Origin of the sequence: Streptomyces avidinii (assembly GCF_014650695.1) — a bacterium.
Lineage (GTDB): Bacteria > Actinomycetota > Actinomycetes > Streptomycetales > Streptomycetaceae > Streptomyces > Streptomyces avidinii.
On sequence record NZ_BMVL01000001.1, the window covers coordinates 854,104 to 868,836 of the forward strand.

16 protein-coding genes and 1 pseudogene are annotated in these 14,733 nt (G+C 69.1%); 10 read left to right on the forward strand and 7 right to left on the reverse strand.

The features are described 5' to 3' along the window. Positions 1-4 precede the first annotated feature (4 nt). From IE257_RS03905 to IE257_RS03925, 5 genes are all read left to right on the forward strand, one after another. Positions 5-904 carry a siderophore-interacting protein gene (locus IE257_RS03905; RefSeq protein ID WP_189964568.1) on the forward strand — a complete coding sequence of 300 codons (900 nt, stop codon included), beginning with the start codon at positions 5-7 and terminating at the stop codon, positions 902-904. Between the two features lie 137 nt (positions 905-1,041). Beyond that, a complete protein-coding gene (locus tag IE257_RS03910) occupies positions 1,042-2,535 on the forward strand; it encodes a pyridoxal phosphate-dependent decarboxylase family protein (RefSeq protein WP_189964570.1) in 1,494 nt (497 codons plus the stop codon). Continuing rightward, a complete protein-coding gene (locus IE257_RS03915; protein ID WP_189964571.1) occupies positions 2,492-3,817 on the forward strand; it encodes a lysine N(6)-hydroxylase/L-ornithine N(5)-oxygenase family protein in 1,326 nt (441 codons plus the stop codon). The genes IE257_RS03910 and IE257_RS03915 overlap by 44 nt, the downstream gene beginning before the upstream one ends. Continuing rightward, complete coding sequence (locus IE257_RS03920; RefSeq protein ID WP_189964574.1) at positions 3,817-4,401, forward strand: GNAT family N-acetyltransferase; 585 nt, start codon at positions 3,817-3,819, stop codon at positions 4,399-4,401. Before IE257_RS03915 ends, IE257_RS03920 begins: the two co-directional genes overlap by 1 nt. Next, positions 4,398-6,179 (forward strand): IucA/IucC family protein, encoded by a 1,782-nt coding sequence (locus IE257_RS03925; RefSeq protein ID WP_189964576.1) that lies wholly within the window; start codon positions 4,398-4,400, stop codon positions 6,177-6,179. The genes IE257_RS03920 and IE257_RS03925 overlap by 4 nt, the downstream gene beginning before the upstream one ends. A 151-nt stretch (positions 6,180-6,330) precedes the next feature. On the opposite strand, the gene IE257_RS03930 is transcribed toward IE257_RS03925, so the two are convergent. From IE257_RS03930 to IE257_RS03945, 4 genes are all read right to left on the reverse strand, one after another. Further along, complete coding sequence (locus IE257_RS03930; RefSeq protein ID WP_189964578.1) at positions 6,331-6,735, reverse strand: type II toxin-antitoxin system VapC family toxin; 405 nt, start codon at positions 6,733-6,735, stop codon at positions 6,331-6,333. A gap of 9 nt (positions 6,736-6,744) precedes the next feature. After that, the gene (locus IE257_RS03935; protein WP_189964580.1) at positions 6,745-6,942 is read right to left on the reverse strand and encodes a hypothetical protein; all 198 of its coding nucleotides are present in this window, start codon (positions 6,940-6,942) and stop codon (positions 6,745-6,747) included. A gap of 193 nt (positions 6,943-7,135) precedes the next feature. Next, complete coding sequence (locus IE257_RS03940) at positions 7,136-7,339, reverse strand: DUF7848 domain-containing protein (RefSeq protein WP_189964582.1); 204 nt, start codon at positions 7,337-7,339, stop codon at positions 7,136-7,138. Continuing rightward, positions 7,336-7,737 carry an ATP-binding protein gene (locus IE257_RS03945; protein ID WP_189964584.1) on the reverse strand — a complete coding sequence of 134 codons (402 nt, stop codon included), beginning with the start codon at positions 7,735-7,737 and terminating at the stop codon, positions 7,336-7,338. Before IE257_RS03945 ends, IE257_RS03940 begins: the two co-directional genes overlap by 4 nt. Positions 7,738-7,932: 195 nt before the next feature. On the opposite strand from IE257_RS03945, the gene IE257_RS03950 reads away from it, so the two are divergent. From IE257_RS03950 to IE257_RS03960, 3 genes are read left to right on the forward strand one after another with little or no spacing between them, the layout of a single operon-like run. Next, on the forward strand, positions 7,933-8,811 hold the full coding sequence (locus IE257_RS03950; protein WP_189964586.1) for a helix-turn-helix domain-containing protein: 879 nt from the start codon (positions 7,933-7,935) through the stop codon (positions 8,809-8,811). Beyond that, positions 8,808-9,008, forward strand: coding sequence for a DUF397 domain-containing protein (locus IE257_RS03955; protein ID WP_189964588.1), 201 nt, complete (start codon positions 8,808-8,810; stop codon positions 9,006-9,008). The genes IE257_RS03950 and IE257_RS03955 overlap by 4 nt, the downstream gene beginning before the upstream one ends. 43 nt (positions 9,009-9,051) lie before the next feature. Further along, positions 9,052-9,567, forward strand: a complete 516-nt coding sequence (locus IE257_RS03960) for a GNAT family N-acetyltransferase (RefSeq protein ID WP_189964590.1) — start codon at positions 9,052-9,054, stop codon at positions 9,565-9,567. Between the two features lie 264 nt (positions 9,568-9,831). On the opposite strand, the gene IE257_RS03965 is transcribed toward IE257_RS03960, so the two are convergent. The 3 genes and pseudogenes from IE257_RS03965 to IE257_RS03975 form a co-directional block, all read right to left on the reverse strand. Next, positions 9,832-10,140, reverse strand: coding sequence for a transposase (locus IE257_RS03965; protein WP_189964592.1), 309 nt, complete (start codon positions 10,138-10,140; stop codon positions 9,832-9,834). A 68-nt stretch (positions 10,141-10,208) separates the two neighbouring features. Next, a pseudogene (locus IE257_RS03970) lies at positions 10,209-10,673 on the reverse strand (IS5/IS1182 family transposase); the annotation flags it as partial. A gap of 97 nt (positions 10,674-10,770) precedes the next feature. After that, a complete protein-coding gene (locus IE257_RS03975; protein ID WP_189964594.1) occupies positions 10,771-12,366 on the reverse strand; it encodes a beta-N-acetylhexosaminidase in 1,596 nt (531 codons plus the stop codon). Positions 12,367-12,538: 172 nt separating this feature from the next. On the opposite strand from IE257_RS03975, the gene IE257_RS03980 reads away from it, so the two are divergent. Both IE257_RS03980 and glmS read left to right on the forward strand, forming a co-directional pair. Further along, positions 12,539-12,814, forward strand: a complete 276-nt coding sequence (locus tag IE257_RS03980) for a hypothetical protein (protein ID WP_030008735.1) — start codon at positions 12,539-12,541, stop codon at positions 12,812-12,814. Positions 12,815-12,879: 65 nt separating this feature from the next. Next, positions 12,880-14,697 (forward strand): glutamine--fructose-6-phosphate transaminase (isomerizing), encoded by a 1,818-nt coding sequence (gene glmS / locus IE257_RS03985; protein WP_030388548.1) that lies wholly within the window; start codon positions 12,880-12,882, stop codon positions 14,695-14,697. Positions 14,698-14,733: the final 36 nt, after the last annotated feature.

Below are 14,733 nucleotides of genomic sequence, written 5' to 3' on the forward strand. Positions count from 1 at the left end.
CCGCATGACCGCCACCGCATCCGACGCCCCGGCCGTCGCACACTTCCGGTTCTTCGAGCTCGAAGTCGTCCGCACGCGCCGTCTGGGCCACTCGTTCCTGCGGGTCACGTTCGGCGGGGAGTCCCTCGCGGGCTTCCGTTCGGGCGGCTTCGACCAGAGCCTGTCCCTCTTCCTGCCCCCGTCCGGTCAGGAGCACACCGTGCTCCCGTCCACGGACGAGGACACCTGGTTCGCCGCCTGGCGCGGAATGCCGGAGGAGGAGCGGCCGGTGATGCGCTCCTACACGGTGCGCGAGCAGCGCCGTACGACCGACGGGGCGGACGAGGTCGACATCGACTTCGTCCTGCACGGGGACACCGGCCCGGCGTCCCGCTGGGCCGGACAGGCCGTGGCCGGCCGCCGGATCCTGGCGATCGGACCGGCCGTCGCGGAGAACAAGTCCGTACGCTTCCAGCCGCCGGCCGACACCGACGCGATCTGGATGTACGCGGACGAGACCGCCCTGCCGGCCGCGGCCGCGATCCTGGACCGGCTGCCCGCCGGGACGGGCGTCCGGGCCTGGTTCGAGGTCCCGCACGAGGACGACCGGCTCGACCTGTCGACGGCCGCCGACGCGGACATCACCTGGATCGTGCGCGAGAGCGACGGCCGGGAGCGGACGGAGCAGGTGCTGAACGCGCTGCGCGCGGCCGGACCCACCGCCGCCGTCGCCCCGTACGCCTGGCTGGCGGGCGAGGCCGCAACGATTCGCTCCGTGCGCCGCCACTTCGTGCAGGAACGATCCGTCGACCGCCGCGCCGTCCGCTTCACGGGTTACTGGCGACTCGGCGCGAGCGAGGAGCAGCTGCTCGCCGAGGCATACGCGGGCAAGGCTCCGAGCGAGGACCCGACGTCCGAGCTGTAGTCAGCTTTCTTACCCCGCAACGCACTTGAGATGGGCCCTGGCTTTTCAGCCAGGGCCATCTGCGTTTGGCGAAATACTAAGGTTAGGCTAACCTAAGCCTCGCACGCCACACCCCACCCCTGCCCGGAGGAAAGTTGATGCGCTCGCATCTGCTGAACGAGACGACCGCGGACCTCTACCGGCGCTCCGTCACCGAGGGCGTCGACCGCGTCGCCGCCAAACTCGCGACCACGCAGCGACCCCACACCGGTATATCCGTCGACGAACTCGCTCCGGTCATCAACGGAATCGACCTGGACAAGCCGCTCGCCGACGCGTCCGCCGTCCTGGACGAGCTGGAGGACGTCTACCTGCGCGACGCGGTGTACTTCCACCACCCACGCTACCTGGGCCACCTCAACTGCCCGGTCGTCATCCCCGCCGTGCTCGGCGAGGCGATCCTGTCGGCCGTCAACTCCTCGCTCGACACCTGGGACCAGTCCATCGGCGGCACGCTCATCGAGCGCCGCCTCATCGACTGGACCACCGAGCGCATCGGCCTCGGCCCCGGCGCGGACGGCATCTTCACCTCCGGCGGCAGCCAGTCCAACTTCCACGCACTGCTCCTGGCCCGTGACGAGGCCTGCCGCCTCGTCATGAAGAAGGCGCTCGACGAGGGACGCGAGCTCACCAAGGCCGAACTCCTTCCGAAGCTGCGCATCTTCACCTCCGAGGCCAGCCACTTCAGCGTCCAGAAGTCGGCCGCGATGCTCGGACTCGGCTACGAGGCCGTCATCTCCGTCCCGGTCGACCGCAACCGCCGGATGGACACCGCGGTGCTCGCCCTGGAGCTGGAGGAGTGCGCCGCCGAGGGCCTCTTCCCCATGGCCGTCGTCGCCACCGCCGGCACCACCGACTTCGGGTCCATCGACCCGCTCCCCGAGATCGCCCGCCTGGCCGACGAGCACTCCGCGTGGATGCACGTGGACGCCGCCTACGGCTGCGGGCTGCTGGCCTCACCGACCCGCCGTCACCTCCTCGACGGCATCGAGCGCGCCGACTCGGTCACCGTCGACTACCACAAGTCGTTCTTCCAGCCGGTCAGTTCCAGCGCCATGCTGGTGCGCGACCGCGACACTCTCAAGCACGCCACGTACCACGCGGACTATCTCAACCCGCGCCGCATGGCCGAGGAGCGCATCCCCAACCAGGTCGACAAGTCCATCCAGACCACGCGCCGGTTCGACGCGCTCAAGCTCTGGGTGACGCTGCGCGTCATGGGCGCCGACGGCGTCGGCTCGCTCTTCGACGAGGTCATCGACCTGGCCGCGGCCGGCTGGGACATCATCGACGCCGACCCGCGCTTCGAGGTCGTCGTCAAGCCGCAGATCTCCACGCTGGTCTTCCGCTACGTCCCCGAGGGCGACGGGATCCGCGGCGACCTGGTCGACGAGGCCAACCTGCACGCCCGCAAGGCCCTGTTCGCCTCCGGTGAGGCCGTCGTCGCCGGCACCAAGGTGGACGGCAAGCAGTACCTGAAGTTCACCCTCCTCAACCCGCAGACCACGACGGCCGACATCACGGCCGTCCTCGACCTTCTCGCCGCACATGCCGAGCAGTTCCTGGGAGAATCCCTTGCCCTCCACCGCTAAGACCCACGACTTCATCGGCATCGGCGTCGGTCCGTTCAATCTGGGACTCGCCTGCCTGACCGCCCCGCTCGACGAGATCGACGGTCTCTTCATCGAGTCGAAGCCGCACTTCGAGTGGCACGCCGGGATGTTCCTGGACGGCGCCCACCTTCAGACGCCCTTCATGTCGGACCTGGTCACGCTCGCCGACCCGACCTCGCCCTTCTCCTTCCTGAACTACCTGAAGGACAAGGACCGGCTGTACTCCTTCTACATCCGGGAGAACTTCTACCCGCTGCGGGCCGAGTACAACGACTACTGCCGCTGGGCCGCCGACCGCCTCGACAACGTCCAGTGGTCCACCTCGGTCACCGAGGTCACCTACGACGAGCAGGCCGGCCTGTACGAGGTCCACACGGACAAGGGCGAGACCCACCTGGCCCGCCGCCTGGTCCTGGGCACCGGCACCCCGCCACACGTCCCGCAGGCCTGCGAGGGCCTCGGCGGCGACTTCCTGCACAACTCCGTCTACATGCAGAACAAGGCGGAGCTGCAGAAGAAGAAGTCGATCACCCTCATCGGCTCCGGCCAGAGCGCGGCCGAGATCTACTACGACCTCCTCGCCGAGATCGACGTCCACGGCTACCGGCTCAACTGGGTGACCCGCTCACCGCGGTTCTTCCCGCTGGAGTACACGAAGCTGACCCTGGAGATGACCTCCCCCGAGTACGTGGACTACTTCCACGCGCTCCCCGAGGACACCCGGTACCGGCTGGAGACCCAGCAGAAGAACCTCTTCAAGGGCATCGACGGCGACCTGATCAACGCCATCTTCGACCTGCTCTACCAGAAGAAGATCAGCATGCCGGGCCAGGTCCCGACCACCCTGCTGACCAACACCTCCCTGAACAGCACCGCGTACGACACCACCACGGGCACGTACACGCTGGGGCTGCGCCAGGAGGAGCAGGAGCGGGACTTCTCCCTCACCTCCGAGGGCCTGGTGCTGGCCACCGGCTACAAGTACAGCTTCCCGGAGTTCCTGAACCCGGTGCGCGACCGGCTGAACTTCGACGGGCACGGCCGTCTCGACGCCGCACGCAACTACAGCATCGACACCACGGGCCGCGGGGTCTACCTGCAGAACGGCACCACCCACAACCACTCCCTCACCTCGCCCGACCTGGGCATGGCGGCGTACCGGAACGCGTACATCGTCGGTGAGCTCCTCGGCCGCGAGCACTACAAGGTCGAGAAGTCCATCGCGTTCCAGCAGTTCGCCGCCCCGGAAGGCACCCTCTGATGAGCACCACCGAACTCCTCTTCTCCCGCACCGACAAAGAACTCGGTTCCTTCGCCGTGCGCCCCCTGGACCCCTTCGCCGACGCGGAGCTGCTCCACGGCTGGGTCACCCACCCGAAGGCCTCGTTCTGGATGATGCAGGACGCGTCCCTGCCGGACGTCGAGCGCGAGTACATGAGGATCGCCGCCCACGAGCACCACCAGGCCTTCATCGGCCTGCACGAGGGCCGTCCCGCGTTCCTGATGGAGACCTACGACCCGTCCGAGCTGGAGCTGGTCGGCCTCTACGACGCCCGGCCGGGCGACGTCGGCATGCACTTCCTCGTCGCGCCCAGCGACACCCCGCTGCACGGCTTCACCCGCGCCGTGATCACCACCGTCATGGCCGCGATCTTCGCCGACCCCGCCACCGAGCGCGTCGTGGTCGAGCCGGACATCGCCAACACCGCCGTGCACGCCCTCAACGAGGCCGTCGGCTTCGCTGCGGAGCGCCAGGTCACCAAGCCGGAGAAGGAAGCCCTGCTGAGCTTCTGCACCCGCGCGCAGTTCGAGGCCGCCACGGCCGCCCTGGGGGTCTCCATATGAGCCTCGCCGACGCCGTCGCCCACCTCTCCCCCGAGCTGTGGGCCCGCGCCAACCGCGCCCTGGTCCGCAAGGGCCTCGCGGAGTTCTCCCACGAGCGCCTGCTGACCCCGAAGCCGCTGGGCGACGGCCGCTACTCGGTCCTCAGCGACGACGAAACCGTGGAGTACCGCTTCGAGGCGGTCCTGCACGCCCTCGACCACTGGTCGGTCGACGAGGCCTCCATCACCCGCCACCGAGGCGGCGCCGAGCTGCCGCTGGACGCCCTCGACTTCCACATCGAGCTGCGCGAGAGCCTGGGCCTGAGCCCGGAGGTGCTGCCCGTCTACCTGGAGGAGATCTCCTCCACCCTGGCCGGCACCGGCTACAAGTACACGAAGCCGCAGGTCTCCTCCGACGTCCTCGCGAAGTCCTCCTTCCAGGACATCGAGACGGGCATGACCGAGGGACACCCCTGCTTCGTCGCGAACAACGGCCGGCTCGGCTTCGGCGTGCACGAGTACCTCTCGTACGCCCCGGAGACCGCGAGCCCCGTCCACCTGGTGTGGGTCGCCGCCCGCAAGGACGTCTCCACCTTCACGGCGGGAGCGGGCCTGGACCACGACTCCTTCATGCGCGAGGAGCTCGGCGACGAGACCATCGGCGTCTTCGCCGAGCGGATGACCGCGCTGGGCCTGGACCTGGCCGACTTCCACCTCTTCCCGATCCACCCCTGGCAGTGGTGGAACAAGACCACGGTCACCTTCGCGGCCGAGATCGCGAACCGCCGCCTGGTGCTGCTGGGCGAGGGCCCGGACGAGTACCTCGCGCAGCAGTCGATCCGCACGTTCTTCAACCGGAGCGCGCCGCGCAAGCACTACGTCAAGACCGCCATCTCGGTCCTGAACATGGGCTTCATGCGAGGCCTGTCGGCCGCGTACATGGAGGCCACCCCGGCCATCAACGACTGGCTGCACCAGCTGATCGAGGGCGACGAGGTCCTGAAGTCGGTGGACTTCTCGATCATCCGCGAGCGCGCGGCGATCGGCTACCACCACCGCCAGTACGAGCGCGCCACCGATCGGTACTCCCCGTACCGCAAGATGCTGGCCGCGCTGTGGCGCGAGTCCCCGGTCAACCGGATCGAGGGCGACGAGCGCCTCGCCACGATGGCCTCGCTCCTGCACGTGGACGCCGAGGGCAAGTCCTTCGTCGGCGCCCTGATCGCGGAGTCGGGCCTGACCCCGGCCGAGTGGCTGCGCCACTACCTGCGCGCCTACCTGGTGCCGCTGCTGCACTGCTTCTACCAGTACGACCTCGCGTACATGCCGCACGGCGAGAACACCATCCTCGTCATCGAGGGCGGCCTGGTGAAGCGGGCGATCTTCAAGGACATCGCCGAGGAGATCGTCATCATGGACGCGGACGCGGTGCTGCCGCCCGCGGTCGAGCGGGTCCGGGCGGACATCCCCGAGGACATGAAGCTCCTTTCGATCTTCACGGACGTCTTCGACTGCTTCTTCCGCTTCCTCGGCGCGATCCTCGCGGACGAGGGCATCTGCGACGAGGACACCTTCTGGCAGGCGGTCGCGGACTGCGGCCACGCGTACCAGGAGTCGATGCCGCAGCTCGCGGAGCGCTTCGAGCGGTACGACCTCTTCGCCGAGGAGTTCCAGCTGTCCTGCCTGAACCGCCTCCAGCTGCGCAACAACAAGCAGATGGTCGACCTCGCCGACCCGGCGGCGGCCCTCCAGCTGATCGGCAACCTCAAGAACCCCGTCGCGGCCTTCGCCCGGCGGTGACACACGGGGTGGGGTGGGCGTCGATACGGTCCCTCGACGCCCGCCCCGGCCCTTCCGCACGACGGTGTGTCCGCGAAGCCCAGAATGGCCCTCTTCGCGGACACACCGCGCGTCTTCTCAGTCCGCCGCCAGCGCCGTATGCCCGTAGGGGCTATTCCTCGCCGAGGATGCGCAAGCTGTGCTTTTCCTTGAAGTACTCGTAGTCCTTGAGGTTCAAGGTCGCAAGCGGCAGATCGTAGGTGAGGCAGCAGGCAGCGATCCACATGTCGTTGGTCGGCTGCGGCCGTCCTGCCTTCCTGCCGGCGGCGGACAGCTTGCCCCAGGTGGCCGCGACGGCTTCGTCCCCGGGCAGGACGGGGATGCCGGACAGCCAGTCAGCGAGTTCCTGGCGTCGTCCGCTGCCCCAGTCCCGGATCTCGGCCCATTGGGTCAGCTCGCCGAAGGTGACGAAGGTGATCAGTGGCTTGCGGCCGATCAGCCGGGTGGCCAGCGGGCCGGTCAGCTTGCCCTTGTGGGTGAGGGAGGCGACGTCGGTGTCGAGGATGACTGGTTGCATGGCGGCGGCTCAGGCGACGTCGCGCCGACGCTCGGCGTAAGTGAAGGCGAGGAACTCGTCCAGCTCCTCGTCGGACTCGAAAGTGTCCGCCTTCAGATCGTCCAGGGACGTGATCGGCTGGGTGTTCTTCGCGGCCAGCAGTTCCTCCACCGACAGTCGCGGCCGGATCGGCGGGTAAATCGGGTGCTCGGTTTCCGCTGCGCTCATGTGAGAACCTCCCCGCTGATGTCGGTCCCTGCCTGCTGCGGCCCATGATACGGCCGCACCACGCCGGCCGGAGCAGCCTTCTCCTGCCTGACCCCGGGCAGGGAAACCTTGAGCGCCGACCAGCCAGAGCCCGGACACGAATGCGTGTCCGCGAAACCCTGACTGGCCTCTTCACGGACACGCCTCATGTGTTTCACTCGGCCGTCAGGGCCCGCTGGAAGTCGGTGACGATCCGCCGGTACCCGGTGTGCCGCGTCGCTCGCGCATGCTGCAGGGCCCACATCGCGGGCCCGTCGTCGTCATCGGCCGGCCCCGACCCCGCGTGACACGAGGTGCACTCGACCTCGTAGATCGCTTCGCTCCCCGTCCGGTCGGGGGTCAGCAGCCAGGCGGTCACGTCACCTTCACTGACAACTCGGCCCACACCCGCTTCCCGGGCCCACTCCGCTCCCCGACGGCCCACCGATCGGCAAGCGCTGCCACCAGGTACAGCCCCCGCCCGGAGTCCCCGTCCTGATCCGACAGCCCGAACACAGGCCGCGCGGGACAGGTGTCATGCACCTCAACCCGTACACCGTCACCGAGCCGCACGTACCGGGTCTCGATCTCCCGGTCGCGGGGAGAGACGGCGTGCCGCACGGCGTTGGTCACCAGTTCCGAGGCCACGAGCAGGGCGTCCTCCTCCAGCTCGGAGAGCCCCCAGCCGACCAGCGCCTTGCGCAGTTCGGCCCGCGCGAGCGGCACACACCGCGCCTCCCGCCGCCACCGCCGCACCACTTCTTCCCGTTCGCTCACCGGACCACCGCCCGCCCGTGGATGACCCGGGGCCGAGATCGATCCCGTACGTCGCGAGGACGAGCACCTGCCGACGCCACCACTGCTTCCAGCAAGCCTCTCTCTTGCAAATTTGCGGATCACCGGAACGGGTTACGGGCTGGCCGTGCGTTCCCTCAAGGCGGCAGACTGGCAAGGTTGTTGAGAGGAGTCGCAATGCCCGTAGGCGGGAGGCCCACCGTCCGAAGCCGGAGGCTCGGCGCCGCACTGAGGCGCCACCGTGAGGCCGCCGGACTGGATCAGGCGACAGCAGCAGCTGCAATCTTGAGGTCCGTGTCCAAGGTCAGCCGCCTGGAAGGCGGGCAGTCCACTGCATCCGCACTGGAAGTGCGTACGCTGCTCAACTGTTACGGCGTCGACGACCCCGACGAGCGTGCGCGACTGGAAGGCTGGGCCAAGTCCAGCAATCAGCGTGGCTGGTGGCTCGACTACCAGGAGACCCTTCGGTCGGGATACACGGACCACATCACGTTGGAGAACGACGCGACGTACATCCGCTCCTGGCAGCCGGCACTGATCCCAGGCCTGCTGCAGACCACCGAGTACGCCGAGGCCGTCATCGCTTCGGCGCCAACGTTCATCGAGGCGGAGCGGGCGGCTCGGCTGGTGCAGGTGCGGCAGGAACGCCAGAAGCGGATCTACGAAGGCACAACCCAGTTCGCCGCAGTCATCTGGGAGCCTGCGATCACCTCCATGGCGTCCACCCCTGCCATCGCTCACCCGCAGTGGCGCCTCCTGCTTGAGGCCGGCGAACGCCACAACGTAACCGTTCAGATGCTGCCTGCCTCGGCAAGCCGGGCGGCAGGTATCGCGGGGCCGTTCGTCAGCTTCTCCTTTGGGGTTGAACCGACCGTCGAGGCCGTAGCCGTCGAGAATCTGCCGAACACGTCCGTGATCGAAGCGCCGGACGATCTGGCCCTCTACGTGAACGTCTTCGACCGACTACGCTCGACAGCACTGTCTCCTGAGCAAACGGCAGAACGAATCCGCCTGTTGCTCAAGGACACGACGCCCGTCACGCGAGAGGGATCATGACTGCAGAAATCGTCAGCAGATACCGCAAGTCTTCGTACTCCGGCCACGAAGGCGACTGCGTTGAAGTGGCGGAGACGAACAACGGCGGTCGCACGGTCCGGGACAGCAAGGACACCACCCGCCCCGGCATCCGCTGCACGGCCCCCGCCTGGGCCGCCTTCATCCACGGCCTGAAGGACTCCGCTCACGCCGAGTGATCCAGCCGTGGATCGTGAGGGTCTGGATCGGTATCGTCGACGCATGCCCGAACTGATCGCGCCCACCGTCCGCCTATACGCCGCCTGGCGCGAGGCGCGTGACGAGTGGGGTCCCGGCCTCCACGAGGACGGATTCGGGCTGGGGCCGTCCGACGAGGTCGACTCCCCAGACGGCTTCGCGGCCTGGGTGGCGTTGCTCGCTGATCAGGCAGGCCCGAAAGCGGCGGAAACCGGCCGAGGTTGTACGTACCGATGGATCGTCGAGGGTGACCGGGTGCACGGCGGGATCGCGCTGCGGCACGGGCCCAACGACTACGTGCTGCAGTTCGGCCACATCGGCTACGGCATCCGGCCGTCTTCACGTCGGCGCGGGCTGGCCACCTGGGCGCTGGGCCAAATGCTCGACGAGGGGCGGGCCCTCGGCCTGGACGGGGTGCTGATCGTCTGCGAAGCCGACAACCTTGCCTCGGTGAAGACGATCGAGCACCAAGGCGGCGTCCTCGAGGGCGTCCGGGACACCGCACACGGCCCCGTGCGGCGGTACTGGATCAACCCTTAGCAAGCGGTGGCCGCAGGTCAGCGCGGATCAGGTGCAGTGTGCCTGGCGCGTCACCGCGCCGCGGAAATCCGCGAAGGTCTCCGCGTCCGCGCGCAAGGCTTCGGCCGCGGCCCTGCGCTCGGCGCTGACCGGGCTTTGGAAGGGGCGGCCGAGCTGAAGGAGCGTGGGCGTCTCCCCGCAGGTGAGCAAGGCCTCGTTGGCCTGGCCGCCGGGCTCGGGCCGGTAGGCGCCGAGGATGGTGGGGTCGCGCGTCGAGGAGCGCGGTCACCTGGGCCGGGTCGGGCCGAGCTGGGCCGCGAAAAAAGCCGAGGCCGTCCGCAGGACCTCGTTCGCCCGCTTGAGCTGGGCATTCTCCTTCCGCAGGGCGGCCAGCTCCTCACGCTCGGCAGTGGTGAGCATGTCGCCTCGCTCGCCGGCGTCGGCCTCGGCCTGGCGGATCCAGTTGCGCAGAGCCTCGTGGTGCACGCCGAGTTCCTCGGCCATACGACGGATCACGGGCTTCGGCTCGGCCGTGCGGTACATCCGGACCGCACGCTCGCTCAACTCCAGCGGGTACTTCCTCGGGACAGGCATCGTCTGGGCTCCTTTCATAAGCCCCATCTGACCCCCTGTCACCCATCCCCGCATCTCGGGGGAACCTCATCGCGAGTGTTGGCCGGTGCTGGATCGGTGACCAGCGGTATGCCGTACCCGTCCGTCAGCTGCGAGCGTTTGATCCCCAGTTTGGCCCGGTCGACGGGACTCTTCCCGGCGCGCTCGCCTCCGGACGGTGCCTTGGTGATGCAGCCGTCGGCGGACAGGTGGTCGAGTTCGAGGCCGATCATGCGGTCGTAGCAGGCAAGTACGAGCAGGCGCAGGGTCTCCATCACACCAGCGGCGATCCATTCATCGCGGCGGCGGCGCAGGGTCGTGGCGGAGCACAGGTGGTCGGCCACCCGCTCGTACTCGCGGCCGAAGACCAGGACCTGCACCAGACGGTCGAAGACCACCGCGTCACTGATGCGCGGGTTGTGACACCCCCACGGATGCCGCTCTTCACACGCGGGCAGCAGCGCGAGGAACTGGTCACGGATCGGGTCGAGAACGCATGATGGGATGGCAGGCACAAATCCCCCGGTGATCACGAAGCGTAAAACCTCATGATCTGGCGGGCCGTCCAGCCCTGTTACTGCCACCAGGTTCGGCACCTACTGGCGGACGCCCTTACTGCGCCCACGGCACATCCGGCGCCCGGAAGAAGCCGATGCCCTGCGCGTCCAGCCGGGGCGCCTGCGCGGCCAGCCGGCGGCTGTACGCGGTCCAGTCGAGCGCGGACGGCGGGGACCAGCCCAGTTCCGCCAGACCCAGAACGCGCGGGAAGGCCAGCTGCTCCCACTCCCCGCGCGTCGAAACGGTCTCCGTCCACAACGGCGCCTCCACGCCCAGGACCGCGGACTCCGGCACCCCGGCCAGGTACGCACCCGGGTTCCAGGAGTAGGCGCGCTGCACGGGGACGTACCCCGCCCACGCCAGGCCCGGCTTCGTCGCCGGGTCGTACTTCATGTCCAGGTACAGCCGGTCCGCCGGCGACAGGATCAGCGGGTGCCCCGCCTTCGCCGCCGCCACCACGGCGGCCTTGTCCGCCGCCGCGGTCCTGTCGTGGCCCCAGTACTGGAGCACCGCTCCCGGTGCCGGACGGGCCGACGCCAACTGGTGCCAGGCCACGACCGTCTTGCCGTACCGCCCCACCACCGCCTGGGCCCGGTCCATGAAGGCCGCGTAGTCCGCCGCCGACGTCGCGTGCGCCTCGTCGCCGCCGATGTGCAGGTAGCGGCCGGGGGTCAGCTCCGCCAGCTCGCCGAGCACCTCGTCGATGAACTCGTAGGTCCGCTCCTTCGCCACGCACAGCGAGCTGAAGCCCACCTTGATGCCGGTGTACCGGTCGGGCGCCTTCCCGTCGCAGTTCAGCTCGGCGTAGGAGGCGAGCGCCGCGTTCGTGTGCCCGGGCATGTCGATCTCGGGGACCACGTCCACGTACCGCTGCTGCGCGTAGGCCACCAGCTCCCGGTACTCGCCCTTCGTCCAGTGGCCGCCGGGACCGCCGCCGACCTCGCCGGCGCCCCCGTACTCCGCCAGCCGCGGCCAGGAGTCGCTCGCGAGGCGCCAGCCCTGATCGTCGGTCAGGTGCAGGTGCAGGGTGTTGACCTTGTACTGGGCGAGCTGGTCCACGTACCTCTTGACCTGCTCCACCGGGAAGAAGTGCCGCGCGATGTCGACCATGGCACCCCGGTAGGCGAAACGCGGCCGGTCGGTGACCGTGCCGCCCGGCACCGTCCCGGGACCGGTCACCGGCACCAGCTGGCGCAGCGTCTGCCCCGCGTGGAACAGCCCGGCCGGTGTCCGCGCGGTGAGGGTCACCCCGCTCGGGTCCGCATCCAGCCGGTACCCCTCCTCCCCCACCCCCTGCGCGCCCTCGTCGATCCTGAGCCGGATCCCGTCGCCCTGCGCCCCGTCGACCACCGGCAGCGGCAGCCCGCTCGGGCCGCGCAGCTGCTCGGCGAGGAGTTCGCCGACCCGGCGGACCTCCTCGCCGGTCCCGCGGCCGGTACGGATGACCGTGCCCGCCCCGAAGGCGTACCCGGGACCCGCGGCGCGCGCGGAGACGGGCGCCGGCAGCAGCCGTTCGAAGGGGGTGAGGGCCGCCGGCGGGTCGTCCCCGGGTCTGGCGTCGTCACCGTGGGCGGAGGTGCAGGCCGTGAGCAGGGCCGGGGCCGCACCGAGGGCGAGGAGGGCGCCGAGCGTACGTCGCAGGACTCTCATGCGCACAGGTATAGGCCAAGGGGGCCGTCCCGTCTGCTGCGGCCGTCCAGGGCGGGTGGAAATCATCCGAAGGAGCTCACACCGAGCGCTCTTCTGGTCCAGACCAGAGTAATCCTGCCCGAAATCGGGCAGGATCTTTGCGTTCACCGCCGTTAGCCGCCAATATCTACGAGTGCTCGATCGCCGCCCGTCGCATGACGACCTCGTCGACCACCTGGTGCGCAGCACCGCGCTGCAGCGCGGCGAGGCCGCCCGGGTGGTACTGGACGTGCTCGCCTACTTCGACGAGACGACCGAGGAGTTCGTCCGCCGCCGCCACCGGGAACTGCAGTCCGGCGGAGCGGTGAACGCGGAGATCTTCGAGCGGATCGCGGCCGAACTGCCGCACCGCGCCGTGGCGCCGCCGGAGCTGTCGCTCCGGCAGTTGCGCCGCATCGTCTACGGCTGAGCCGGCGGCCGCGGAGGCGGCTGCGGGCGGGTACACGAACCGAACTTCAGGAGGGGCTAAACCGTATGTGCGGAATCGTCGGTTACATCGGCAAGCGTGACGTGGCACCGCTGCTGCTCGAAGGGCTGCAGCGGCTGGAGTACCGCGGGTACGACTCCGCGGGCATCGTCGTGAACAGCCCGAAGGCCTCCACCCTCAAGGTGGTCAAGGCCAAGGGCCGGGTCCGCGAGCTGGAGTCCCGCGTCCCCAAGCGCTTCGCCGGCACCACCGGCATCGCCCACACCCGCTGGGCCACGCACGGCGCCCCGAGCGACATCAACTCGCACCCGCACCTGGATGCCGAGAACAAGGTCGCCGTCGTTCACAACGGCATCGTCGACAACGCCTCCGAGCTGCGCGCCAAGCTGGAGGCCGAAGGCGTCGTCTTCGTCTCGGAGACCGACACCGAGGTGATCGTCCACCTGATCGCCCGCTCCGAGGCCGAGTCCCTGGAGGACAAGGTCCGCGAGGCCGTCAAGGCGATCGAGGGCACCTACGGCATCGCCGTCATGCACGCCGACTTCGCCGACCGCATCGTCGTCGCCCGCAACGGCTCCCCGGTCGTCCTCGGCATCGGCGAGAAGGAGATGTTCGTCGCCTCGGACGTCGCCGCACTGGTCGCCCACACCCGCCAGGTCGTCACCCTCGACGACGGCGAGATGGCCACCCTGAAGGCCGACGACTTCCGCACCTACACCACCAGCGGTGCGACCACGACCGCCACCCCGGAGACCGTGGAGTGGGAGGCCGCCTCGTACGACATGGGCGGTCACGACACCTACATGCACAAGGAGATCTCCGAGCAGCCCGACGCGGTCGACCGCGTGCTGCGCGGCCGGATCGACGACCGTTTCAACACCGTTCACCTGGGCGGCCTGAACCTGGACCCGCGCGAGGCGCGCGGCATCCGCCGGGTCAAGATCCTGGGCTGCGGCACCTCGTACCACGCGGGCCTCATCGGCGCCGGCCTCATCGAGGGCATGGCCCGCATCCCCGCGGACGCCGAGCCGGCCTCCGAGTTCCGCTACCGCAACCCGGTTGTGGACCCCGACACCCTCTACATCGCGGTCTCCCAGTCGGGTGAGACGTACGACGTGCTCGCGGCGGTGCAGGAGCTCAAGCGCAAGGGCGCCCGCGTCCTCGGCGTGGTCAACGTGGTCGGCTCCGCGATCGCCCGCGAGGCCGACGGCGGCGTGTACGTGCACGCCGGCCCCGAGGTCTGCGTCGTCTCCACCAAGTGCTTCACCAACACGGTCGTGGCCTTCGCGCTGCTCGCCGTGCACCTGGGCCGCATCCGGGACCTCTCGGTCACCGACGGCAAGCGGATCATCGAGGGCCTGCGCAAGCTGCCCGCGCAGATCCAGGAGATCCTCGACGGCGAAGAGGACATCAAGAAGCTCGCGGCCGAGTTCGCCGAGGCCAAGTCGATGATGTTCATCGGCCGGGTGCGCGGCTACCCGGTGGCGCTGGAGGCCTCCCTCAAGCTGAAGGAGATCTCCTACATCCACGCCGAGGCCTACCCGGCCTCCGAGCTCAAGCACGGCCCCCTCGCCCTGATCGAGCCCTCGCTGCCGACGGTCGCGATCGTCCCGGACGACGACCTGCTGGAGAAGAACCGCGCGGCGCTGGAGGAGATCAAGGCCCGCAGCGGCCGGATCCTCGCGGTGGCGCACCGCGAGCAGGAGAAGGCGGACCACACCATCGTGGTGCCGAAGAACGAGGACGAGCTGGACCCGATCCTGATGGGCATCCCGCTCCAGCTGCTGGCGTACCACACGGCCCTGGCCATGGGCCGGGACATCGACAAGCCGCGCAACCTGGCGAAGTCGGTCACCGTCGAGTAATCGTCGCCCCCACATCGGAGAACCCCCGTGCGCACC